Origin of the sequence: Helicobacter cholecystus, from assembly GCF_003364215.1 — a bacterium.
Classification (GTDB): domain Bacteria; phylum Campylobacterota; class Campylobacteria; order Campylobacterales; family Helicobacteraceae; genus Helicobacter_G; species Helicobacter_G cholecystus.
Window position 1 is genome coordinate 38,379 of sequence record NZ_NXLU01000005.1, and the last position, 24,702, is coordinate 63,080.

Annotated in this window: 24 protein-coding genes; 19 read left to right on the forward strand and 5 right to left on the reverse strand. The window is 35.4% G+C overall.

Translation table 11 applies throughout. The annotated features are described in order from the left end of the window. Positions 1-36: 36 nt before the first annotated feature. Together zupT and CQA62_RS06885 are read left to right on the forward strand one after the other, a co-directional pair. A complete protein-coding gene (gene zupT, locus CQA62_RS04785) occupies positions 37-822 on the forward strand; it encodes a zinc transporter ZupT (RefSeq protein WP_104724866.1) in 786 nt (261 codons plus the stop codon). Positions 823-1,262: 440 nt separating this feature from the next. After that, positions 1,263-1,505 (forward strand): hypothetical protein, encoded by a 243-nt coding sequence (locus CQA62_RS06885; RefSeq protein ID WP_104724868.1) that lies wholly within the window; start codon positions 1,263-1,265, stop codon positions 1,503-1,505. Between the two features lie 8 nt (positions 1,506-1,513). Here the strand turns inward: CQA62_RS06885 and CQA62_RS04800 are convergent, their stop codons facing one another. The 3 genes from CQA62_RS04800 to efeO form a co-directional block, all read right to left on the reverse strand. After that, positions 1,514-3,151, reverse strand: coding sequence for an FTR1 family iron permease (locus tag CQA62_RS04800; protein WP_211305526.1), 1,638 nt, complete (start codon positions 3,149-3,151; stop codon positions 1,514-1,516). A gap of 81 nt (positions 3,152-3,232) precedes the next feature. Beyond that, positions 3,233-4,399: an iron uptake transporter deferrochelatase/peroxidase subunit gene (gene efeB, locus CQA62_RS04805; RefSeq protein ID WP_104724869.1), complete on the reverse strand. Its 1,167-nt coding sequence runs from the start codon at positions 4,397-4,399 to the stop codon at positions 3,233-3,235. Positions 4,400-4,417: 18 nt separating this feature from the next. Continuing rightward, positions 4,418-5,239, reverse strand: coding sequence for an iron uptake system protein EfeO (gene efeO / locus CQA62_RS04810; RefSeq protein WP_104724870.1), 822 nt, complete (start codon positions 5,237-5,239; stop codon positions 4,418-4,420). 304 nt (positions 5,240-5,543) lie between these two features. Here efeO and CQA62_RS04815 point away from each other — a divergent pair, with 304 nt between their 5' ends. The 12 genes from CQA62_RS04815 (at position 5,544) to CQA62_RS04870 (ending at position 18,770) form a co-directional block, all read left to right on the forward strand. Further along, on the forward strand, positions 5,544-6,476 hold the full coding sequence (locus tag CQA62_RS04815) for an aldo/keto reductase (protein ID WP_232006765.1): 933 nt from the start codon (positions 5,544-5,546) through the stop codon (positions 6,474-6,476). A gap of 125 nt (positions 6,477-6,601) precedes the next feature. Further along, complete coding sequence (locus CQA62_RS04820) at positions 6,602-7,702, forward strand: alpha/beta hydrolase (protein WP_232006767.1); 1,101 nt, start codon at positions 6,602-6,604, stop codon at positions 7,700-7,702. Positions 7,703-7,797: 95 nt separating this feature from the next. Then, positions 7,798-9,003 carry an MFS transporter gene (locus CQA62_RS04825; protein WP_104724871.1) on the forward strand — a complete coding sequence of 402 codons (1,206 nt, stop codon included), beginning with the start codon at positions 7,798-7,800 and terminating at the stop codon, positions 9,001-9,003. 304 nt (positions 9,004-9,307) lie between these two features. Continuing rightward, positions 9,308-10,180 carry an aldo/keto reductase gene (locus CQA62_RS04830; protein ID WP_104724872.1) on the forward strand — a complete coding sequence of 291 codons (873 nt, stop codon included), beginning with the start codon at positions 9,308-9,310 and terminating at the stop codon, positions 10,178-10,180. Between the two features lie 40 nt (positions 10,181-10,220). Further along, positions 10,221-10,607 (forward strand): cyclophilin-like fold protein, encoded by a 387-nt coding sequence (locus CQA62_RS04835; protein ID WP_104724919.1) that lies wholly within the window; start codon positions 10,221-10,223, stop codon positions 10,605-10,607. A 90-nt stretch (positions 10,608-10,697) separates the two neighbouring features. After that, complete coding sequence (locus tag CQA62_RS04840; protein ID WP_104724873.1) at positions 10,698-11,123, forward strand: MerR family transcriptional regulator; 426 nt, start codon at positions 10,698-10,700, stop codon at positions 11,121-11,123. 2 nt (positions 11,124-11,125) lie between these two features. After that, the gene (locus CQA62_RS04845) at positions 11,126-12,040 is read left to right on the forward strand and encodes a carboxymuconolactone decarboxylase family protein (RefSeq protein ID WP_104724874.1); all 915 of its coding nucleotides are present in this window, start codon (positions 11,126-11,128) and stop codon (positions 12,038-12,040) included. 249 nt (positions 12,041-12,289) lie between these two features. Beyond that, on the forward strand, positions 12,290-12,490 hold the full coding sequence (locus tag CQA62_RS04850) for a rhodanese-like domain-containing protein (protein ID WP_115585124.1): 201 nt from the start codon (positions 12,290-12,292) through the stop codon (positions 12,488-12,490). Between the two features lie 124 nt (positions 12,491-12,614). Continuing rightward, entirely contained in the window at positions 12,615-13,997 is a 1,383-nt protein-coding gene (gene dndC, locus CQA62_RS04855; protein ID WP_115585125.1) for a DNA phosphorothioation system sulfurtransferase DndC, read from the forward strand. Beyond that, positions 13,998-15,998, forward strand: a complete 2,001-nt coding sequence (locus CQA62_RS04860) for a hypothetical protein (protein WP_104724876.1) — start codon at positions 13,998-14,000, stop codon at positions 15,996-15,998. A gap of 9 nt (positions 15,999-16,007) precedes the next feature. Further along, positions 16,008-17,507 carry an FtsK/SpoIIIE domain-containing protein gene (locus CQA62_RS04865; protein WP_104724877.1) on the forward strand — a complete coding sequence of 500 codons (1,500 nt, stop codon included), beginning with the start codon at positions 16,008-16,010 and terminating at the stop codon, positions 17,505-17,507. Between the two features lie 747 nt (positions 17,508-18,254). Continuing rightward, positions 18,255-18,770: a cupin domain-containing protein gene (locus tag CQA62_RS04870; protein WP_232006768.1), complete on the forward strand. Its 516-nt coding sequence runs from the start codon at positions 18,255-18,257 to the stop codon at positions 18,768-18,770. 157 nt (positions 18,771-18,927) lie between these two features. On the opposite strand, the gene CQA62_RS04875 is transcribed toward CQA62_RS04870, so the two are convergent. Beyond that, positions 18,928-19,554 carry an NAD(P)H-binding protein gene (locus CQA62_RS04875; RefSeq protein ID WP_104724878.1) on the reverse strand — a complete coding sequence of 209 codons (627 nt, stop codon included), beginning with the start codon at positions 19,552-19,554 and terminating at the stop codon, positions 18,928-18,930. 218 nt (positions 19,555-19,772) lie between these two features. On the opposite strand from CQA62_RS04875, the gene rrpB reads away from it, so the two are divergent. Together rrpB and CQA62_RS04885 are read left to right on the forward strand one after the other, a co-directional pair. Next, positions 19,773-20,108 (forward strand): MarR family transcription factor RrpB, encoded by a 336-nt coding sequence (gene rrpB / locus CQA62_RS04880; RefSeq protein WP_104724879.1) that lies wholly within the window; start codon positions 19,773-19,775, stop codon positions 20,106-20,108. A 124-nt stretch (positions 20,109-20,232) separates the two neighbouring features. Beyond that, on the forward strand, positions 20,233-21,501 hold the full coding sequence (locus tag CQA62_RS04885; protein WP_232006770.1) for an NTP/NDP exchange transporter: 1,269 nt from the start codon (positions 20,233-20,235) through the stop codon (positions 21,499-21,501). Positions 21,502-21,599: 98 nt separating this feature from the next. On the opposite strand, the gene uvrB is transcribed toward CQA62_RS04885, so the two are convergent. Then, the gene (gene uvrB, locus CQA62_RS04890) at positions 21,600-23,594 is read right to left on the reverse strand and encodes an excinuclease ABC subunit UvrB (RefSeq protein WP_115585126.1); all 1,995 of its coding nucleotides are present in this window, start codon (positions 23,592-23,594) and stop codon (positions 21,600-21,602) included. Positions 23,595-23,812: 218 nt separating this feature from the next. Between uvrB and rpmJ the strand changes: the two genes are divergently transcribed. From rpmJ to rpsK, 3 genes are read left to right on the forward strand one after another with little or no spacing between them, the layout of a single operon-like run. Further along, positions 23,813-23,926, forward strand: coding sequence for a 50S ribosomal protein L36 (gene rpmJ / locus CQA62_RS04895; protein WP_104724881.1), 114 nt, complete (start codon positions 23,813-23,815; stop codon positions 23,924-23,926). A 3-nt stretch (positions 23,927-23,929) separates the two neighbouring features. Beyond that, the gene (gene rpsM, locus CQA62_RS04900) at positions 23,930-24,292 is read left to right on the forward strand and encodes a 30S ribosomal protein S13 (RefSeq protein ID WP_104724882.1); all 363 of its coding nucleotides are present in this window, start codon (positions 23,930-23,932) and stop codon (positions 24,290-24,292) included. A gap of 11 nt (positions 24,293-24,303) precedes the next feature. Then, positions 24,304-24,696 carry a 30S ribosomal protein S11 gene (gene rpsK / locus CQA62_RS04905; RefSeq protein ID WP_104724883.1) on the forward strand — a complete coding sequence of 131 codons (393 nt, stop codon included), beginning with the start codon at positions 24,304-24,306 and terminating at the stop codon, positions 24,694-24,696. Positions 24,697-24,702: the final 6 nt, after the last annotated feature.

Sequence of the window (24,702 nt, forward strand, 5' to 3'; positions counted from 1 at the left end):
TGATTATTCTAAATGATAAAAATTATTATTAAGGAAATGAATATGAATACTTTTTTACTTGCTTTTATTTTTACACTTATTGCTGGATTAGCAACAGTTTTTGGCGCATTTATCGTATTTATTACAAATCAACATAATTACAGAATCCTTGCTGCTGGCCTTGGATTTTCTGCTGGGGCAATGATTTATATTTCTTTTGTAGAGATTTTGCCTCAAGCCATTAGTGGATTTGAAAAAATGTTTCCCTCTTATGGTGAGATTTTGGGAATATGTGGATTTTTTATAGGGGTGATTTTGAGTGCATTCCTTGATCGACTTGTTCCCCAAGAATACAACCCCCATGAGCCTCATGAAAAAGCCAATTCCTCGTCACTTCAACGCATTGGCCTTATGAGTGCTATTGCTATTGGTGTGCATAATTTCCCCGAAGGTTTTGCTACATTTGTTTCTACATTTGAAAGTCCAACTTTTGGTCTTATGATTGCCATTGCTATTGCAATTCATAATATTCCTGAGGGTATGGCAGTTGCATTGCCTGTGTATCACTCAAGTGGAAGTTACAAAAAAGCAATTCTTTATTCTGCCCTCTCTGGAATAGCCGAGCCTTTGGGGGCTATGGTGGGGGCATTAATTATTTTTCCACTTTTTGGAGATATTTCAGTGAGTGTGGCATTTGCATTGATTGCGGGAGTCATGGTATTTATTTCTCTTGATGAGCTTTTGCCTTCCGCAAGAGAGTATGGAAAATCTCATGATAGTTTGTATGGTTTATTTTTGGGAATGGCAGTGATGGCGGTGAGCTTGGTTATGCTTAAGATGTAAAAAAAAGGGGGTAAGGGAGAGAGGAGATACTCAAAAGTAGTTATTTATTGACTAAGACGTAAAGACAAAGGGGTTTGGCGGTTTAAAGTAAGCTTATTTTTTCCTCCACCTTTGCTTTAGCTTTCTCTAATAATTCCTTGCTTTTTACTCTTAAAGCTAGGCTTTGGGTGATTTTAGATTCTATTGTTTCTTGAATAGAAAGCCTTAGTAAGGGGATTAAGAGGTTTTCAATCTCGCTTATTTTCCAATGCGCGATAATGGAGCCCCCGCTATCCCTTTGTGCTTGAAGTTTGGTAGGCAACGCGTTTAAAACTAGGCTTAGATATTTAGGCAGAATAAGGGCTTGATTTTTAATTGTTAGATGCAAAATTGCCCCACTTGTAATCTATCCTAAAACTTTTCCATTAAAGAATGTAAAGAGAATAGGTCAGGCTATTGGAGTGAATAATTTTTTATTAAAATATAGCCTTAGATGTTGGATTAGTGGCATCAAAGGCAAAGAGAGAATGGGTTTTATTCAATTGAAAGATCTGATGTTAAAAGTTTGGATTTTTTCATTAGAAGTAGGGGTTATTAAAACAATTTTTAATCTAAGACAAAATTTCTTAGGCTTTAATGCATTGTATAATTTTCTTTATATGGTTTTTATTCTTCACTTCTTATCATTAACCCCTAAAGCTTAAGAGAAATCTTAAGCCTTTGTGACACTGCTTTTGGCATTACTGCGTCTTTGTCCTATCATAATCCCTAGAGTGATTACAACATATATAGCCTGTGCAAGAAGTCCTTGTAGGTTATTATAAAACCCTAAAAATGCTACACTGGGAAGGGGTAAAATATCAAGTGGAATGATATTTGTAAGTTGCAAAGCGTGAACACTCACTCCCAAAATCTTAAATCCAAGTATATAAATCAGCCAACTCATCACCAAAAATATCAAATGAACAGGTAAGTTTTGAACAAAAACTTTCATTAAATATGCAATCACAATTAATGCCAAACACGCAAATCCAAAACCACTTAGAAAAGAGTCCATTGTCATACTAGGCATCATACCCGCATAAAAAAGTATCGTTTCTGCACCCTCGCGAAATACCGCCAAAAATGCAAGTCCCCCTAACCCCAATAAACTCCCCCGAGCAAGTGCCTTGCCCATTTGATTTGAGATATAGGCTTTCCAACTTCTGGCACTCGACTTACTATGGAGCCAAGCACCTATAAATACCATCATTATAACCGCTATAATCCCTACTATACCCTCTAATATTTCTCGATTTGTCCCTGCTGCAGCAAGTGGAAACACCCACATCAAAGCAAGAGCCATTATTAAGCTTAGTAAGACTCCAAGCATGGCTCCCCCTATAACCCATGCTCTCCCTTTGGACTGATTTGCTGCTTGTAAGGCAGTCAGTAATGCCATAACAATTAAAAGTGCCTCTATGCCCTCTCGCAATAAAATAATTGCCGCATCAAAGGCACTGAATTGTGCATTGATATCAAGCTTTTCTAGAGATTGAAGCAGATTTTCAAAATGAGCAAGATTTTCTTGTGTTGCACCCCGTGCAACAATTTCTGGAAGCTCTGATTCAATGCGACGATACAAACCACTATCTCTTGTGCTAACTTCACCCTCAAATATAGGCCATTGTGTTATAAAGGTAAGAATGTAATCTCTTGCAAGATCTTGGTTTTGTAAAAACTCTCTAAAAGCCTTGCGCAAAAGTGTCAAGCCTTCAGAAAGTGTTTGTGGCGCACCCTCTATACTCTGTGCCTGTAAAACATTCCCAGAAATAAACTCCCTTAAGGCAGTGCCAATGTTTTGGATCTGTAGATTCATCACTTTAAAATCCACTACTTCGCTAATCATCGCCAGACGATAGAGTGTGAGAGCAGTTTCTATCTGTGCATAATGCCCAGGACTTATATCACCCACTATGCGTTCATTGCGTTGCCAAGTATCATAAAATCTCTTATAAAGCATGGGCAGATCTTTGATATTTTTTTCTATTGTTGCCTTTTGCAACTGTGAAAAAATAGGTAAAACACGTTTTTCAAACTGCTTTGTTTTTGCTGCATAATCGATGGGATTTTGCTCTTTTTCAAAAGTAAGTAATGCACTAGAGAGAGATTCTAAAATTTTTAAATTAGGATTTTTTATCGCAATTTCTAAAATCCTACTCACTTCTGCACCTGCTGTTGAATTGTGTGATGCAATTGCATAAAAATCAGTCTTAAAGTTTTCTAAAATTGGCACAGATTCTTCAGTTTTAGCATTTTTGGCATTTTCCATCGCATCAGAAATCATGACAAATAGATGACTCACGCGCACCTGTGCATTTGCATCCTGTAGGCCTAGTAATAAAAAAAATAACAAATAAATAAATTTCATCATACAAAAATCTCTAAACAATCAACCTAAAAGGGATTTACCGAGATAATCTCCATCTTTTTTGCTCACTCCCCCAAAACAAGCAAAAAGTCCACTTCCAATATGTGTAATATATTCATTCATCTTGTCAATATTGCCTAAGGCATTTTGAATTGTAATAAATTGCATTGGGTCTTTTTGGAATGCAATAAATAATAATCCTGCATCAAATTGTCCTGTGCGAGAATCTATACCACTTGCAAAAGAAAAGGAGCGACGTAATATTTGCATTCCTGCTTTCTTGGCCAAGAATACATGCGAATCCTCTGGCATAGCCGTGATATTGGGCTCTTCAAATTCTTCATTTTTACCATAGGCTGCACCAGAATCACGCCTTCTTCCAAAGGTATCATTTTGTGCTTTTAAATGTGTTCTATCCCAAGTCTCAAGATGCATTTGCACACGACGGACCACCAAATAAGTTCCATTATCAAGCCAACTTCCATCTTTTACCCAAACGACTTTATCAAACTCATTAGCACTAGGATTGACAGTCCCATCTTTAAAGGCAAATAAATTACGCGGGGTATCATGATTCTCATAAGAATTAAAGCCCATTTGAGACCACTTCATTGTAATTTTAAGTCTGGCTATACGCACAAGATTTCTCACAGCATGAAAAGCTACTTGTGGATCGTCTGCACAAGCTTGGATACAAATATCGCCCCCGCTAAATTCCTTACGCAATTGATCTCTTGGAAAATGTGGCAAATCTTTCAATGGTTTAGGACAAGCAGATTTTAAGCCTAATTGATCAAAAAAACTAGGTGATACCCCAAAAGTCAATGTGAGATTATGGGGATTAAGAGAATCCGCTTCTCCTGTATCTAAAGTGGGTAAGAAAAGATTTTTGCTATAGGGGGCGACATTTTGCCCTACGGTTAATTTACTGGCATAAGTAGTCCAAACTTTAAAAACCTCTTTAATATCAGAGAGCGAGTGAGTGTGTAAGTCTGCAACTAAAAAATAAATATGTCTTTGTGCTGGAGTTGTAATCCCTTGTTGGTGTATGCCAAAAAATGGGTAAGGATTTTTTGTATTAGAAATTCTTGGAGAAGAAATTTTGGAATCTGTAAGAGCAGGAGTTAAAACCCCAGCTCCAGTTATTGCAATACTCTTTAAAAAATTTCGGCGATTTAAATTACTCATTGATGCTTATCCCCCTCTTTATTCTAGGATCACACCCATTTTTGAGAGCGGTTCTCCTAATTTATTCACCGCTTCTGCAAGCTCCCTGATATCTGTCGATGAGAGTTTGTCATAACCTATAAAGTCATAACCTTTTTTAGAGCGATTGTGCTTTGCAAGAAGCATATTGATTGTTTTGAATTGTTTTTCAATCTCATGAGCTAGGCTCTTATCTTTTTGCAATAAATGAGGAGCAAGAAGCTCATAAATCTTTTGAGCGCCATCTATATTTGCCTGAAAATCATAAAGGTCTGTTTTAGAAAAAATCTCTTCCTCGCCTGTAATTTTACTTGTTGAAACCTCATTAAGTAAATCTATTGCTCCAGTTAGCATTAATTCCGCATTGACTTCAACAGTTGGAACTTTTGCTCTCAGCTCTTTAATGTTGAGTAGAAGCTGATTTGCTGCAGCTTCTGTGCCTTTTGTCGTATTTTTCTCCCATAAAATCTTTTCAATCTTGTGAAATCCACTCCAATCCTTTTCATTTTTACCCTCTTCTTGCAAATCCGCTAAACGAGCATCAATTGCACCATCTAAATCTCCAAAACTCTCTGCAATTGGCTCACTTCTCTCATAGTGCATTCTGGCAATAGGATAGATTGCTTTTGCTTGTTTGACATCCCCCTTTTTCAATGCGGCAACAAATTTCTCAGTATCCGCTAAAAGCAAATCAATTTGCTCAATCACATATTGCCTGTATTCCTCTGCCTCTTTTGTTAAATCTACTGTAGCATTAGCAACTTGTGGGCTCATAATAAACAACGCTGTAACAAAAATCATGGTCATTTTACGAATCTGCATTTTATATCCTTTATTTAAGAGGTTTTGTGAAACACGATAGATTATATACAACAATTATGAGAATTGTTATTAGAAAAATAAAATTTTTATTTTTTTCATACAGCTCAATAAAAAACTTCAATCATGAATGTATTTTTGATATCTCCAAAAAATTTTGTTTGGGTATCTTTGAAATTTTAAATGAGATAAATAAAATCTTTAAGTTTTATTCTAGTTCCTCCTCTTGACAAACACCAAGTGTCAGAATTTATAATTGCAAAGTTGATAGATTCAAATATCACTCATTAGCTTTAAAGGAGATGTAATGCAAGATGATCAAAATAAAGGTTTGCTGGGGCGTAGAGCATTTCTAAAAAGCTCTACAAAACTTAGTGCACTAGCAGGTGTGGCAAGTTTTGGTGGATTTGGATTAAATGTGTATGGTAATGAATGGGTAAAAGATTTAAAAAATACACAATTCTCAACAAAAAAATTAAACAATCAAGGAGATGCAATGGAATTTGTTACTTTAAATAATGGTGTAAAAATGCCAATTTTGGGATATGGAGTCTATCAAATCGATGCAAAAGAAACACAAAGATGTGTAGAAGATGCAATCAGTGTGGGGTATAGGAGCCTTGATACTGCTTGGGCGTATTTTAATGAAGAGGGTGTAGGTGCGGCAATAAAAACTGCTATTGCTGGTGGAATAAAGCGTGAGGAGCTTTTTGTTACTACAAAGTTATGGATTGACCATTATCCAGAAGAAAAAGCATTAAAGGCATGTGAGGAATCTTTACGCAAACTAGGACTTGATTATGTGGATTTAATGCTACTTCATCAGCCTTTTAATGATACTTATGGTGCATGGAGAGCACTCAGCAGATTTTATAAAGAAGGGAGATTTAAAGCTATTGGTGTGAGCAATTTTTATCCAGATAGAATTGCAGATTTTTGTTTAAATAATGAAATTAAACCAGCCCTTAATCAAATAGAATGTAACCCCCTGCATGCACAGTTTGATGCACAAAAAGTTTTACAAGAATATGGTGTAGCAATGGAATCTTGGGCACCTTTTGGTGAGGGGCGCAACAATATGTTCAGTCACCCCACCCTTAGTGAGATTGGCAAGAAATACAATAAAAGTGTGGCACAAGTCATTTTGCGATGGCAGATTGAGCGTGGGATTATCGTGATACCAAAAACTACTCGTAAAGAGCGAATGATTGAGAATATTAATGTATTTGATTTAGCTTAAGTGAAGCAGATATGCAGACAATTGCTAGTCTAGATAGCAAAACAAGCCTATTTTTTAATCACCAAGATCCAAAAATGGTGAAATTCCTTGTTGAGTTTCATAAAAACAAATCTTAAGGAGAAGGAATGAGAAAAGGTTTTTTATATTCTATCACTTTGATATTGGGGTTATATATCCCTGTATTTGCACAAGGAGAGAAAATGCAAATCAATAGAGCAAATCCTAGCAAAGAGGCAGAGGCCAATGCTGCTAAAAATCCCTTTGGTTTAGTCTATGAGGGCGCAATCACTAAAAATGAAAAGGGTAAAGTCAATATTAAGAGCGTAACTTATAAGAGCAGAGGGCTAAAAATCGCTGCAAATCTTTACTTACCAAGTGATTTTAATCCTCAAAATAAGATTCCTGCAATTATTGTAGCCCATCCCAATGGAGGGGTAAAAGAGCAGGTTGCAGGACTTTATGCCCAAAAGTTGGCAGAAGCGGGTTATCTTGCTCTAGCTTTTGATTCAGCATATCAAGGGGCAAGTGAGGGATTTCCTCGTAATGTGGATACTCCGCAAAATCGCACAGAGGATATTTCTGCAGCAGTGGATTATCTGCTAAAAGTGCAAGGCGTAGATTCTAATCGCATAGGAATCTTAGGAATTTGCGGCGGTGGCGGCTATACGCTCAATGCTGTAAAAAGTGACAAGAGAATAAAGGCAGTGGCAACTTTAAGTATGTTTAATAGCGGACTTGTGCGGAGAGAAGGATTTTTAGGAAGTGAGAAATCTAGCATACAAGAAAGATTAAAAAACGCAAGTGAGGCAAGGACAAAAGAAGTTATAGACGGTAAGGTAAACTATATGGGAAGTGTACCTAAAAAGCTAAGTGAGGAAGAGTTAGCAAAAATCCCTACAGATTTATATAGAGAAGGGATGATTTATTATGGTGATACACATGCGCATCCAAACTCTACTTTTGTTTATACGGCAAGCTCATTACTTGATTTAATGCGTTTTGATGTTCTTGATCAGATTGAACTTATTAATCAGCCTTTATTAATGCTTGTGGGAGATAAGGCAGACACAGCATATATGAGTGAGGAAGCATATAGCAGAATAGGGAGTAAAGATAAAAAATACTACAAGCTTAAAAATGCCACACATATCCAAACTTACTACAAAAAAGAAGCAGTTCATGAAGCATTAGAAGAGCTTAAAAGGTTTTATGGGAAGAGCTTGTAAGCACTATATTAGGTAAAATACAAAAAATATTTACCCCCCCCCTTTTTTTTCTTAGAGATTCTGAGGATTTAAGCAAAAGATTATAAAGGAGTCAAATGCCAAGCAGTCGCTTTGAGCAAAAAATGATAGAAATTACTGATAGGAAGAGCTTGAAACTTGCACTGTTTTCTGCTTCAACAATGACGGTTTTAGGAGCTTTGTTGGTTTCCCCAGCGCTTCCAGCCATAACAAAAGCTTTTAGCCATACACCCCATATTCAAATTCTCAGTGGACTTATGCTGACTATCCCCGCATTGTTTGTGATGATTTTTTCCCCCATTGCAGGATTTTTAATGGATAAATATACAAAGCTGAGATTTCTCTATCCTGCAATGATTGTATGGGTTTTGGCAGGCATGAGCGGAGCATTGTGTGAGAATATTTATACTTTAATTGCTACACGTTGTGTTTTGGGAATTGCCACTGCCTTTGTGAGTGTAGGGGTAAATGCTCTGCTTGGAGATTATTACTCATTTGGTGCTGGTAGAAGAGAGAGGGCTTTGAGCATACAAGGATCTATAATGAGCATAGTTGGAGCTGTTCTTACAGCACTGAGCGGATACTTAACAAACTATGCTTGGCAATATGCTTTTTTAGTCTATGGTAGTGGAATTATAGTGATTGTGTTGTGTTTTATATTTTTATTTGAACCTCATACAAGAAGCCCAAAACAAATCAATATTACAAATTCTTTGCAAAATCAATCTAAAAGCTCTTATCAAGCACTTCTTCCTGTGTATTTCATTGGATTTTTTATGATGGTCGCTTATTATTTAGTAGGGATTGAATTTCCTCACTATATAGAAGATGTGTTAGATTTGGAGCCAAAGTATATAGGGCTTGCAATGGCTTTGCCAACTTTAGGTTTTGGTATTTTTTCGTTTTTTTATAAGGATATTGCAAAGTTTTTAAGTATTAAAAGAATTTATATTGTGGCCCTGTGTATAGAGTTTATAGCTTTTTTTCTTGTGTTTTTGGTGCAAAACTTTACCCTCACTTCCTTTAGCTTGTTTTGTTTTGGTGCTGTAGGAGGCTTGATTGTGGCAAATAATTCTAATTATCTTTTTAAGCTTTCAAGCCCTAGCAATCGTGCAAAACTTTATGCAATTTTGGCAAGCTGTACCTTTTTTGGACAGTTTATTACCCCATTTATCGCCACACCTATTAGTCTGAGTATAGGTTTACAAAATACTTGTTTATTGTGGGCTGGAGTTATTTTTATTGTAGCTTTAGGTTTTTGTAGCTTAAGATTCAAGGAGTAGGAGGGGCAAAGGGCTAAGGGGTGATGAGGTCTTAAGTGTTAATGAGATTGTAAAATTGATATATGCTTAAAGACTCTTTAGCTAATATAAAATTAATTTTTTAGCAGAATCTTTTAAATTTTTTTGACTCTATGGAGTATAAAAGCAAAGCTTCGCTCTTTGGGATACAGTAGACAATTTATGTATCTTTGGTGGTGATTTACAATGCTTTGGGGTGTTCAAAGAAATATGTTGTGATTTCCTCTTGACAAACACCAAGTGTCAGGATTTATAATTACAAAATTCTAAGAAACAAGGAGCGCAAATGGTTACAAATAATCAAATTCTTAATGAGTTCTATACACTTAAATGTAATGTCAAGATTCCAAAACTTGGGCTTGGTGTATGGTGTATAGAAGATAATATTGTAGAAAATGTCATTAAGGAAGCTTTTAAAATAGGCTATAGACATATTGATAGTGCCCAAGCTTACGAGAATGAAAGGGGTGTGGGTGAAGCGGTGCGAAATAGTGGAATACCCAGAGAGCAAATCTTTGTTACAAGTAAAATTCGTGCAGAGTATAAAGACTATAAAAGTGCAAAAGATTCTATAGACATCTCATTAAAAACAATGAAACTCGATTATATTGATTTGATGCTTATCCATAGCCCACAACCTTGGAATGACTTTAGAGGGGGTGATTATTTTGAAGAAAATATTGAGGTTTATAAAGCCTTAGAAGATGCACAAAAAGAGGGAAAAGTGCGCTCTATTGGTGTGAGTAATTTTTTGCAAAAAGATCTAGAAAATATCCTTAAAAACTGCCAAATAATCCCTGCAACAAATCAGATTCTCGCTCATATTGGCAGAATCCCTTTTGCACTTATAGACTTTTGTAAAAGTAAAAATATACTTGTTGAAGCATACTCACCCATTGCTCACGGAGAGCTTTTAAAAGATGAGCGTATTGTCAAAATGGCAGAAAAATATAATGTCAGCCCCGCACAAATCTCTATCCGTTATACTTTAGAGCTAGGATTGCTCCCTTTGCCAAAAAGTAAAACTCCTAGCTTTATTGCACAAAATGCAGAGGTGGATTTTATGCTCACAAAGGAGGATTTAGAGGAACTTAAAACCCTTGTTTTTAAAGATTATGGGGAATATTCACATTTTCCTGTTTTTAGTGGAAAACAATAGAGAAGAGCGAGATGATAAAAAAATATTTAAGTATTTTTTAATGACTGTATGGACAAATACTATGGGGGCAAATAAGGAGCATAATCTGCAAGTTATTCTTGAAGGTGAGCAGGGGGAAATACTCATAGAGCTCATAGACAATGAAGCAACAAAAGAGTTTGTCGCAATGCTCCCATTAGAGCTTGAGTGGAGTGATTTTGCAGGGAAAGAAAAAATCGCTGATTTGCCCAGTAAATTACAAGCAAAAAAGGACTTGTCATATATCCCACAAGTGGGTGACTTCTTTTACTATGTGCCTTGGGGAAATATCGGGATATTCTACAAACAGCAAGCGCCAAGTGATTTGGTCTATTTAGGCAAGGTGATAAGTGGATTAGAACGATTGCAAAAGCAAAATTTTAGAGCCAGAATCTCTATGAAAAAATAAATTTATGTTTTTGAACAAGAATGAAACTTAATATAAAATCCATAGAATCTATATTAAAGGATAAATAAAATTATTATAAAAGGAACTTGAATGAGTTATACGATTTTACAAGCAGAGCATAAAAGCGGTATCCCCTCCCGTAAAATTCGTTTTTGGCTAGATAAGGGGCTTTTTCCACATATTTATAAAGATAAAAATGGTGTGCGATTTTTTAGCGCAAAAGATATTGATTGGCTCTGTTGGATCAACCTTTATCGTGAACTTGGAATGAGTATTAAAGAGCTTAAATATTATAGAGATCTTTGCGACAAGGGAGATGAAACTTTAAAAGAAAGACTGAAAATGATTCAAGAGCAAAAGAAGAAAAATCTTGCACAAATCATCAAAGCACAAGAGAATGTCTTAATGCTTGAATATAAAGAGAAGTTTTATGAGGATATTTTAAAAAATGGAAGAAAAGCCATATATGCTGGATTTAATGAGTGTAAAGCAGCAATGAAAAAATACAAAGGGTAAAAATGCAAAAATATAAAAATATAAATAAGAAACGGAGAGAGTTTCTTTCAACTTCTGCCAAAATCGGCATGATTGCAAGTTTGGGTCATTTTGAATTGGATGCAGATGATTTTAAAACTTCAAATGCACAAACTAATCTACAAGGAGACATGATGAAAATTAATCTTACCCCAAAGGCACAACAAAATTTTGAAAAACTCTTTGGCAACCCAAGTGCAAATAGTCTTGCCAAAAGTGATCCTGAATTTTTTAGTAATTATGTGAATTTTGCCTTTGATGAAGTCCCGAGTGTTTCTAAGCTTGAGCTCAAAGAAAATTTAATGATTATTCTTGCTTCGCTTGTGGCAATTCCAGCTCTAAGCGAATTTAAGACTATGCTTCAGGCAGCACTAAACAATGGCATCAAACCTGTGGCAATTAAGGAGATTATCTATCAAGCTACACCTTATGTAGGTATAGGAAAAACTATAGACTTCATTAATGCGAGCAATGAAATATTTGTACAAGAGGGGATTACACTCCCTTTGCAACCTCAAGGTCGAGTAAAGTATGCACAAAGAAGAGAAAAGGGACTAGAAACTCAACGCACACTTTTTGGCGAAGCAATCGATAAGGGTAATGCAGCAGCACCAAAAGACTATCAGCATATCCGCACCTTTTTAAGTGCAAACTGCTTTGGAGATTATTATACACGTGATGGGCTTGATTTAAAATTTAGGGAGCTTCTAACCTTTGTGTATGTTCTCTCACTTGGCGGAGCAGATTCTCAGGTGAAGGCACATATTGCTGGAAATATAAGAATGGGCAATGACAGAAGCAAGCTTATTGCAGTAATCACCGCACTTGTGCCCTACATCGGCTATCCTAGAAGCCTCAATGCCCTAAGTGCACTTGATGAGATTGCACCCTTGAAGTGAAAAAATCTGGCTTTTAGGGCTTTAAGATTCTAAAATCCTATGCACAAGTTTGGTTTTGACAGGATTGGAGTCCACGGGCTATTTTGTATGATACAATTATTTTGTTCGTTTTGCATTGTTTTACTCGTACGATAAAAAACTATATAGAGGATTTGTACTCAGTAACTTTGTAAGCATTAATTAAGCCATACAATCTAGGACAAATTGTTTTACTAGACATTGGTTCTATAAGATATTTTTGGAGATATAATGAGAAGTATCCTTATCAAAAGCTTGCCCCTTTCTTTGTTGCAAGAAAAAGGATTGTCCCATTTTTATATATGTGATATTCGTTCAAATCAAGCTTTTGCCTCTGCGCATTTACAAGGATCATTTCATACAAAAGATGAGAGAAGGGTGATAGAATCTTTAGAGCAAAGCGTGGAGGGGGGGGGGGGTAAATACCCCTAAACCTCTTTTATTTGTTTGCTTTAGCTCTAAAAGATCTAAGGCCCTAGCCCAAAATATCATTCAACACCAAGATTTTATCTCACTTTATCCCTTAAAGAGTATTTATTATTTGGATTGTGGGATAATGGAAGCCTTTGAAAATGGTTTTGATCCTATTTCGAGTACACAAGATTCTGAAAATCAATTTTCATCTATTCACTCCATTTTGGAGAAACTAAGGGTTAAATTTCTCTCTTCAAAACGCACTTGGGTTGTTGCTTTTAGCGGTGGTAAAGATTCTACTTGTGTCTTGCAGCTTGTTTATGAAATGCTTGTGTCTTTGCCCATGGAGCAAAGGAGGCAGACTTATGCTATCGCCTCAAATACACTTGTAGAGGCTCCGCATATTGATAAATTTTTAAAAAAAGTGATAGATTCTATTAATTCCCATGCTAAGAAAAATAATATTCCTTTTGAAATTCTGCAAGTTAGTCCAACACTTAAAGATGATTTTTGGGTAAATCTCATAGGCAAGGGATATCCTAGCCCGACAAGGACTTTTAGGTGGTGCACTGATAGACTTAAAATTACTCCAGCTAAAGCAGAAGTAGCTCAAATTACGCAAAAATATGGATCGGTTCTTTTGATATTAGGCTCAAGAAAAGCAGAATCAACTAATCGTAAAAAATCTATAGAAAAGCGAATTTTAAATGAAGAAGGCTATTCCCAACATGATGACTTTCCTGATACGCTTACCTTTTCACCTATTGCAGAATGGAGCACCGATGAGGTGTGGGCGTATCTTAGCACACATAAACCTTTGTGGGATAAAGATCATAGCGAGTTGTTTTCGCTCTATGCCAAGGCAAGTGGTGAGGAATGTCAGTTTATAACAGATTTATCTCAAAGTAGTTGTGGTGGATCAAGGTTTGGCTGTTGGGTATGTACAGTAGTGAATGAAGATAAATCAATGCAGGGCTTTATAGAATCTGGTGAGATGAATCTTAAACCCTTGAATGACTTTAGAAATTACATCAAAGACTTAAGAGAAGATTCTAAAGCAAGAGCAGATTATAAGCGCGATGGCAGAGCTGTGTATAAGGTTGGAGGACTTGGACCCTTCTTAAGCCATATTCGTGTGGGGATTCTAAAAAGACTTTTGCAAACAGAGCAAGAATTTATCCACAATGGTGGCAGTGAGCTCATCACAGATTCTCAAATTTATGCGATACAAGAGCAGTGGAGCAAAGAATTTGATTTTGAAAATAAAGCAATACAACTCGCACAGGAGGTAGGACGAATGAAAGATGAAAAATTAAAACAAAGCAGGGTTTTACACAAGGAGCTTTTACCAGAAATGGCAGATGAGAGAGTGGATTCTAAAGAGCTAGAGAATCTTATTGGCACTTGTATAGATATTTATAATACCACAGGTTTAAGAGGTAGAAATAATGCTTCAAGCAAGATAAAAGAAGAGATAAGAAAGCTTGTAGAGGATAAAACAAGCAAACAAAAACAGGAGGCATAAATGTTTATATCAAAAATCACCATTTGCAATCTTTTTGCTTACTATGGAAAAGTGGAGGTAGAGTTTAAAAAAGTTGAGGGAAAGAATCTCTATTGCATTTATGGCAATAATGGCTTTGGTAAAACAAGCTTTATCCGCTGCGCAAAATTACTTTTTTTGGGCATTGGTGTGAAAGAAGAAGAGATTCCAAATGTTATCCAAAGATTTGCACCGCGTATTAAATCTGTCAAACAGCTCCTTAAAGGAGATTCAAGTACTTGGAATGGAATCTTAAATAAAGCAGCGATAAAAGAGGGATTAAAGGATTTTTTTGTCTCTTTTGAGGGTACTTTGGGAGATAAAAGCTTTGTCCTCACGCGCACTTTTACAGATGTTGATGGTGAAATTGAGGAAAAATTAAGATTAGATATTAACGAAAAAACTTTGAATGATGAAGAAGCACAAGAGAGAATTGGCACAATTTTGCCTCCAAATTTAACAGAATTTTTCTTTTTTGATGGCGAGGAATTAGGAGAGTTGAGTAACAATTTACGCAAAGAATTTCAAGGAAAAATTGAAGAAATATTACAAATTAAGCCCTTAGATATACTTATTAAACAAATTCAAAATTATAGAGATGATCTATTAAAGAGTGGAATCACTAACAAAGAACAGCAGCGTGCACTTGATAATAAAATGCAAGATAAGCAAAGGTGCGAATCAAATTTAAATCATAATAAAGATCTACTTAAAAGTATTAATCATTTTATAGAGGAAAAAGATACTCAAATAAAACAACTGCAAAAAAAGATTGAAAAACTAAGTGCAGATTCTAGTAAGGAACAAGAAGAGCTTATTAGGGAAAGGAATGAGCTTGATAAAGAACTTTCTTCTTTGAAAGAGAGATTAAAAGAAAGTATAAAAAGCGTGATTTTTGTAAGCAACGAGGCACTTTTGCATGGCTTGAGAGAGCAAATACAAAAATTAGAATCAAGCAAGTCTACAAGTGATATTGAAGCACTTAAAAGGCTTTTACCTGAATTTAAAGCATTTATGAATGAAGAGCTTGAAAACAGCGAGTTATTTAAAGTGCTTGATATAAAAAGCATAGAAGAAATTATAGATAAATTTCCAAACAAGTTAGAAAGCAAAGGTTTGCAGGATTCCTTTATTACGCATAATATGATTACTCCCTTAAGAGAATCTTTGGCAAGACTTGAAAATGTGAATTTGACACAAGATATAAAAGAGATAAAAAGCACAAAAAACAAGCTCACGCAAGTTAAAAATAATATAGATGAATTAAGGAGTGATGATAGCACAGGAGAAAAACAAAAAGCACTCAAAGAGGAAATAGATGTATTGGAGGGTGAAAAGTCCCAGAAAGAAGAGGAAAAAGAAAAACTAAAAGATGATTTAAGAAATTTAGAAGCAACAAAAGAACAGCTTGATAGGGAGATTGATTCTTTAAGGCAAAATATCAATACAGAACGTATTGATAGTAAGCTAAAGATTTTAAAATCTTTAAAAACTAGCTTAATTGAATATAAAACAAAGCTTAACAATAAGCTTAGAGATGAGCTCCATTCACTCATTTTGCAAAATTATCAAAAACTTTTACCTAATGATAATATCAAGGAATTAAGCATTAGTGAGGATTTTGAAATAAAGCTTAAAGATGAAAATGGAGAGCAAATTATTGTAGAAAACCAAAGCAGTGGGCAAAAACAAATTTTAGCAATTGCGATTTTTTGGGCTTTAAGCAAATTATCAAACTCTCGTTTACCGCTTATCATTGATACGCCATTAAGCAGGATAGATAGTGAAAATAGAGCTAGGATTATACAAAATTATTATGCGAGCGATTCACAAGTGATTATTTTGCCCCATAGTGGAGAAATGGGAGAGAGGGAATATGAATATGCAGAGCGTTGCCTTGCACAACTCTATAAGATAGAAAACCAAGTAGATAGAAAACACGCCACTATTAGAAGAGTGGAAAGATTTGAAGAAATTTTATAAGGAGAGAAAATGGCAGATTTTAATACAAATCATTATGAGGAACTTTTGATAAATAGGGTGAGAAAGGATGGATTTGGTTATGATGAGGAAAGCGAATTTCCAAAATATTTTGTTTTAAGAATAGCTCTAGCTTGGGCTATGAATGCGCCTCATTTGCCATTAGAATCTGTGGATTGGAAACACAAGAGATTAGAGGGAGAGAGGGGCAAAGAGTATCATTTAGAGCAAATCACAGGTAAGGGCAAGGACAAAAAAGAGGATTTTGATTTGCTTATTCGCTCAATGCTGTATATTAAGCATAAGGAGGAGCTAGATAGAGACAAAAAAGATATTTTCAGCGATGACAAAGAATATTTGAGGATTTTAAGTCGCTATATCCAAAGAGGGCTTTATGAGCTTGATAATACCTATAAGTCACGTGATTGCTTTTATCAATGGTGTTGGGATAATTTGCATTTATCCTTAAAGCAAGAGGAGCAGACAAAAGAAAATCCCAAAAATAATGAGGTGGGTTACTTTCCCAAATTGCAAGATTATTTCAAAAAACAAGGAATTGGCATTAGGCTAATAAATGAAGAGGATTCCTATCGGCATCACATTTGCAAAATTGAGCTTTTGGATTCTATTAAGATTCAAGCCTTTAAAACAAAAAGTCAATATCTTGATGATGAGTTAGGCGCGAACATTTACATTGAGCAAGTTAAGGGCATAAGCAAAACATATAGCATTCAGATTCCAAAACCTAAAGGGCAAAGGCGAACACTTGGTTTATCGGAATTTAAGCAAGGTTTAGAAGTATTGCGTAAGCAAAATTTTGAACTTGGCGTTTTTGCTGGAATGAGTGTGGATAAAAAGCCTTTTTGCTTTGATTTAAAAACTACTCCGCATTTGCTTGTTGCAGGACAAACAGGAGGTGGAAAAAGTATGCTTTTAAAAAATATTATTTTGTGTTTATTGCGTCATCAAAATGTTGAGATTTTTATCATTGACCCAAAGGCGGGAGCAAGTTTTGCAGAATTTACACAAATAAAGAATCTTGAAATTTTAGGCACAGATAAGTCAGGAGATATTATAGAATCTTTTGTTTCGGAAATGGAATCGCGATATGTTAGAAAATCTAAGGGCGAAAGCTTTGAGAGTATGCCTTATCGGGTTTTAATTATTGATGAATTAAACGATTTGATAAGGCAAAATAAAGACATTGAAACTCATCTTATAAGATTGGCCGAAAAGGCAAGAGAAGCGAGAATCCACCTTGTTTTAGCCACTCAAAGACCAGATTCTGCAACCCTTAGTGGAAGCTTACGAAGCAATGTCCCAAGTCGCATAGCCCTCAAGGTGCAAAAAAGCACAGAATCTAAAATTATTTTAGATGAAGTGGGTGCGGAAAAGCTCACAGGCAATGGGGATATGCTTATCAAGCTTGGCGATAGCAGCAGTCTACAAAGAATCATCGGCATATATCTTACAGAGGAAGAAATACAAAGCCAACTTAAAGCTGTGTTCTAATATCTCTGATATAAGAAATCAAGTAATAATTTATATTAAGAAATTTAAAAGTGATGAATATGCTTAATATAAGGGGATAGTAACGGTTGTGGATGAAAATTTCAATGATATTTCTTGGAGCATGGTAAAAAATATTAGAGGATCTTCTTTGCAGTTTTAACATGAAAAAGGTTTAAGAGTTAAAAAATATTTATTCTTGAAATTAATGTGTAATAATATTGTTTTTCATTCATGATGTGTGTTAGAAAGTGATTTTATTGTAATTTTATTACTTAAGAGAGAAATCAATGCTACCCCCTAAACTCATTGTCATAAACTCTATCTGTCTTTTAATCATCTTCTATTTATAAGGTTCTTTTATAAACTCTTTCTGCATTTAAAACACTCTCGATACAAAACTTATGGAAGCTCTTGGAATGTGCCTTGGGAGTATTTTCGTCTTTGGGATGGTCTTGCTTTCTCCTAAGATTAGGTTAATCAATATGTTTTTATTGGTTCTTGTGAGATAGCTTTTATAAGCCTTGTTTTAGATAGTGCAGGGGATTTTAGACTGGTTACCAAACCTATCACGTTGTATAAGATTATAGGTTTAGGTGTTGTTATTCTTGGGCCTTGCATCTTTTTTCTCAAGAAATTCACTCTTTAGTAGATTTAAAATGAGTGGGTAATTTTTCAAATTCCTCCTTGACAAACACTAGGTGATAGAATTTATAATTACACAATCTTTTGAAGTAAAAAGGAGAGAGAATGAAACAATTAATGACTATGACTTTTATTGTAGGTTTAGTTTTTGCAAATATTACATATGCTAAGGAGGCAAAAGTGCAAAAAACACAAGAAGTGATTAAAGCAGGAAGTCTTGGAGGGTTTAAAGGAAATTCTAAGATATTCAGCGGTGAAGTGAGTGTTAAGATGCTTTTTAAAAGTGGAGATTATCGTAATTATAGCGGAGCAGAAGTGACTTTCAGCCCTCGAGCTAGAAGTGCATGGCATACTCATCCTGCAGGACAAACGCTTATTGTGACACAAGGTATAATCTATACGGGCACAAAAGAGGGGATAGTGCAGATTGCAAAAGCTGGTGATGTGGTGCTTTGTCCCTCTGATGTGGAGCATTGGCACGGAGCAGGATTAACACAAGAGGGGGTGCATATTGCTTTGACGCATGAAAAAGATGGCAAGAATGTAACTTGGCTAGAACTCTTGAGTGATGAGGAATATGAAAGCTATATTAAAGAAGCGGAGAGTAGGGTAAATCAGTAAAGTCTTATTGCGTATACTGGTATTGATTAGATCTATGCCTTTTTTATCAATAAACGATCTTAAAAGAAAGGGGCAGATTTGCAAGAGAAACTCTTGCAAAGAGGCTATGCAAACCATTGGCCTTTTGGCTTTAACCCCATTAGGTCATTATAGAAAACTATAGCCCGATTACACCCACACGCACTCGATTAAGTTTAGAGTTTTTAGCGATTTCTATCATTGCACTTGCATAGTCTGCATAGCTACACTGACTTTCATTTTTACTATTTGTCTCAAACTCTTCCCCAATGATTTTATATGTGCCACTCTTTGGTGCATCTGGAAGAAATACAGCAGGAGGACAGACATAAACCCAATGGATCTTCTTCTCTTCTCTTAGAGTTTCTAATACCTCTGCAGTAGCTACTGCTACTCCCAGATATTCAGGCGGAAAACTTGGCGTATCCATTAATCTCATGGTGTGGCTTTTATCCATGTATAAACTTCCTGCACCCCCTACAACAAGTAATCTTGCAGGATTGTCTTGCAAAATCTTGATTAAATGCTCAATATGCTTTTTGTGTAAGGATAAATCCTGCCACTCTCCAAAAGCATCAATAATCACATCAAATCCTTGCAAATCAGCACTATTGAGGGTAAAAATATCTTTTATCACACAATGCACTCTCTTATCAAAATTTACTTCACTTCTTGCAAATGCACTTACTTCAAATCCTGCATTTACTGCTTCTTTTACGATCGCACTTCCTGCTTTACCCTTTGCTGCTAAAACTGCAATTTTCATTCAATTTCCTTTAAACTTAGATTCATTTCTAGCGCAGAACATACACCAAGAAATGGTTAGGAAAGTATAATAAACTAAGTATATAAAATCAAGTAAGCACTTTTTTATTATATAGTAGTATTTTTGATACTATTGTGTAAATATCGGATGATTTTATGTTAAGATTTTAGTGAAAATATAAAAGATTATAGATTATGGAATCTTATAAAGGAGATAGAATGAATGCCTATCATTCACCTTGTCCGATTGAAACGACTTTAAATCTCATTGGTAATAAATGGAAAATCATCATCATTAGAGATTTACTTAGTGGCACGAAGCGATTTGGTGAGCTAAAAAAATCTGTAGGTGCGACTAAAAATCAAAATATTTCCCAAAAAGTGCTGACACAAAACTTGCGAGAGCTAGAAGAGGCAAATCTCATTAAACGCAAAGTTTATGCAGAAGTGCCACCAAGGGTAGAATATAGCCTTACAACACTAGGTCAGAGTTTAGAGTGTATACTCCAAAGCCTTGAATCTTGGGGCAATGAATATAAAAAGAAATTTCCATAATTTTTATAATAGGCAATAAGATAAAATCCCATTCCTTCAAAAATTTTAAATAATCCCTTCTACCCCCTTGACAAACACTAAGTGTGAGGATTTATAATTTAAAATCTCTATTAAAAGGATAAATATGCCATCTTTGATCTATGGGCTTTTTAATTTTAAATCTGGAGAATTTAAGATTTTAGCTCTTTCTTGTGGGTTTATTTTTATGCTTTTTTGCTCTTATGCAATTTTAAGACCTATACGAGATGCCTTAGGGTTAGAAGGAGGGCAGGAGGAGCTTAGATGGTTATTTTTAGCAACTTTTATCACTTGTATTCTCGTCTCTTTATCCCTAATGGGACTAAGCACTAAAATTAAGCGTAGATTATATGTGGATTGTATCTTTTATTTTTTTGTATTTAATCTTTTGATTTTCTATGCATTAATGCAAATATTTGATCCGCATACAAAAGAATTTATCTGGCTCTCTCGCGTATTTTATGTTTGGATGAGTGTTTTTAATCTTTTTGCTTTTTCAAGCGCATGGAGTTTGCTTGCTGATGTTTTTAGTAAAGAGGCAAGTAAAAGGCTTTTTGGTATTGTCTCAGCTGGAGCAAGTTTTGGGAGTATTGTAGGATCTGTGAGCACAAGTATTTTAATGGAAAATTTTGGTGTATCAAATCTTATCTTCCTCTCTATTGCCCTGCTTATTTTAAGTATTGTATTAAAGAATTTAATTTTGCGTCAATTGCAATATTTTGAAAGTGTACAGGTGTTTAAAAGATTTGACCAAGTGATAGGATCAAAAAATCCTTTTATTGGTTTTAAGCTTATTATACAATCCAAGTATCTTTTAATGCTCTGTGCTTTTATTGTATTACTTACAAGTGTTTCTACTTTTTTGTATATGGAACAAGCAAGGATTATCCGTGAGATTTTTCCTACACGCGAGGCAAGGATTGTAGCATTTGCAAATATTGATTTTATTGTGCAAATTTCTGCTTTACTTATTCAAATTTTTCTTACAGCAAAGATTGCTCAATTCTTTGGAACGATAAGTCTTTTAAGTATCCTTGGCTTTGTTATTGCACTTGGATTCATTCTTTTGAGTTTTACTCATCCTGCTTTCTTGCCTTTAGCTGTTGTAATGAGCATTCGTCGTATAGGAGAATATGCACTTGTTAAACCTGGGCGTGAAATGCTTTTTGTGCCTTTAGATGCAGATTCTAAATATAAGGTAAAAAACTTCCTTGATACTGTTGTATATCGTGGAGGAGATGCATTCTCTGCCCAAGTAGAAAGTTTTCTTGCGGGGATTGGAATTATGTGTGTGCTTTTATGTGGGGCTATAATCTCTTTGATCTGGGGAGGGCTTGGTGTGCTCTTGGGAAAATACTATGAAAAGATGCAATAAGGAATATTGCGCACATTAAAAAAGTGCCTTGTGCATCATTATAATTTAAGCCTAAGACTTGAAGATTTAGGGATTGTATATTATTTAATATTTCTAGTTTATTTCCCTCTAAGTCTTGCTATTTCATCTCTAAGTCTTGCTATTTCATCTCTAAGTCTTGCTGCTTCTTCAAACTCTAGCTTTTTACTTGCTTCAAGCATTTTTGCCTTGAGCTCTTTGATGATATTTTCTAATTCACTTTTGGGAATTTTATTTTTGACTCTTTTTTCATAAAGATTAGCACTGCTTTCAAGCTTGAGCTCATCTTCGACCTGACGCTGCACACTTTTGGGGGTGATATTGTGGAGTGCATTGTATTGCATTTGTTTAGCCCGACGATAATCAGTAATTTCACAAGCTTTTTTCATAGAGTTTGTAATCTTTTGAGCATAGAGGAGAACTTTGCCATTTACATTCCTTGCTGCCCGCCCCATAGTTTGAATAAGGCTAGTTTCACTTCTTAAAAATCCTTCTTTATCTGCATCTAAGATTGCTACAAGGCTTACTTCAGGTAGATCTAGTCCCTCACGCAAAAGATTGATTCCTACAAGCACATCAAACTCTCCAAGTCTAAGAGAGCGAATAAGATGGTTTCTCTCTATGGCATCAATATCACTGTGCATATACTGGATTTTAATCCCCATATCTGCATAATACTTACTGAGTTCTTCAGCCATTTTTTTAGTGAGCGTTGTAATGAGCACACGTTCTTTTTTTTCTATTCTAAGTTTAATTTCTTCTAAGAGATCAAGCACTTGATTTTGACTGTCGCGGATTTCATAAAGTGGATCAAGAAGTCCTGTAGGTCGAATGATTTGCTCGGCTATATTTTCTCCGCTTAGCTCTAGTTCTTTATGGGCTGGAGTGGCAGAGACAAAGAGAAAATGGGGGGGTTTAATAATGAATTCATCAAACTTTAAAGGTCGATTATCCAGTGCGCTAGGAAGTCTAAAACCATATTCTACAAGCACTTCTTTCCTGCTTCTATCTCCTGCATACATCCCGCCAAATTGTGGAAGACTGACATGGGACTCATCGACAATGATGAGGTAGGGTTTTCCTTTTTGTTCAAAATAATCAAGCAGGGAGTAGGGGGTTTCTCCTGGTTTTTTTCCTGTGAGATGGCGTGCATAATTTTCTATCCCCTTACATATCCCACTTTGAGCAATCATCTCTAGATCAAACTCGGTGCGACTTTTTAATCTTGAGTGCTCGACCATTTTATCTTGTGAGGCAAATTCTTCAAGTCTTAAAGCAAGCTCATCTTCAATACTCTTAATTGCCAAAGAAAGTCGATCACCCCCAACAATAAATTGATTAGCAGCATAGAGCACATAAGAGGGAATGGATTTAAAGAGTGTATTGCTTAATGCTTCCCTGATAGAAATTTTTTCAATTTCATCTCCAAAGAACTCAAGACGTATGTATTCCCCTTCATTATAGGCTGGAAAAATATCAATGCTCTCCCCCATAACTCTAAAATTTGCTCTTTCAAAAATAGTGTCATTTCGTGTATAACCCATTTCTACAAGTTTCTGAAGGAGAGTTTTTTGAGAGATTTGCATTCCTACTTCTAGTTTTTCTATCATTTGGAGGTATTCCTCAGGATTTCCTAAACCATAATTTGCTGAAACACTTGCAACAACAATCACATCATCGTAAGCAAGAAGTGAAGTGGTGGCTGAGAGTCTAAGACGCTCTAAATCTTCATTGATAGAGCTGTCCTTTTCAATAAAAAGATCCCGACGTGGAATATAGGCTTCTGGTTGATAATAATCAAAGTGAGAAATAAAATACTCCACATGATTGTTTGGGAAAAAACCTTTAAACTCACTATAAAGCTGGGCGGCCAAAGTTTTATTATGAGTCATAATCAAAGTGGGCATATTGAGTTTGGCAATAATATTTGCCATAGAAAAGGTTTTTCCACTCCCTGTTACACCAATAAGGGTTTGGTAACGATGGCCACGTAAAATAGAATTTGTGATTTTCTCAATCGCCTGAGGTTGATCCCCTGAGGGAGTATAAGAAGAGTTGAGTTCAAAAGCTTTCATCACAAATCCTTTTTAATATCAAGGTTTCAAAAGGGTGAATTCTATCTTAATGTTAGGTTTTTTCTCTCCACTCTTCAAAAGGTGAGCGAAAAATCATGGGAGGAAGTAAAAAAGAGGAAAATTTCGTGAGATTTGGGATATAATCCAAAGTTTATATTGCTTAAATTCTAGGCTCTATAAAATCACTTTTTGCATCACAAAAATTTAAGGAGGATGTAATGAAAGTAAGGCCATCGGTCAAAAAGATGTGTGATAAATGCAAAATTATCAAGCGAAATGGTGTGATCAGAGTAATCTGTACAACACCTAAACATAAACAAAGACAAGGATAAAACATGGCGAGAATTGCTGGTGTAGATTTGCCAAAAAAGAAAAGAGTAGAGTATGCTCTCACTTACATTTATGGTATTGGACTTAAGAGTTCCAGAGATATTTTGAATTCCGTAAATATTTCTTTTGATAAGCGAGTTAATGATCTCAGCGAAGATGAAGTTTCTTCAATTGCTAAAAAAATTCAAGAAAGCTACATGGTTGAGGGTGATTTGCGTAAAAAAGTGACTATGGACATCAAAGCATTGATGGATTTGGGAAATTATAGAGGTCTTAGACACAGAAAAGGCTTACCTGTTCGTGGACAAACAACAAAAAATAATGCTCGAACTCGAAAAGGTAAGAGAAAAACTGTAGGTAGCAAGTAAAGGATAGTGCGATGGCAAAAAGAAACGTAACAAAGAAAAAAGTTGTTAAAAAAAATATTGCTAGAGGGATTGTATATATCTCTGCAACTTTCAATAATACAAATGTCACGGTTACTGATGAGGTTGGTAATGTAATTTGTTGGGCTACTGCTGGTGGATTAGGATTTAAAGGTTCTAAGAAATCTACTCCTTATGCTGCGCAACAAGCAGTTGAGAGTGCAATGGCAAAAGCCAAAGAGCATGGAATTAAAGAAGTAGGGATCAAGGTTCAAGGACCTGGAAGCGGACGAGAGACTGCTGTGAAGAGTGTTGGGGCGATTGAAGGAATTAAAGTATTATGGTTTAAAGATATCACTCCACTTCCTCACAATGGTTGTCGACCACCTAAAAGAAGAAGAGTATAAGGAGTA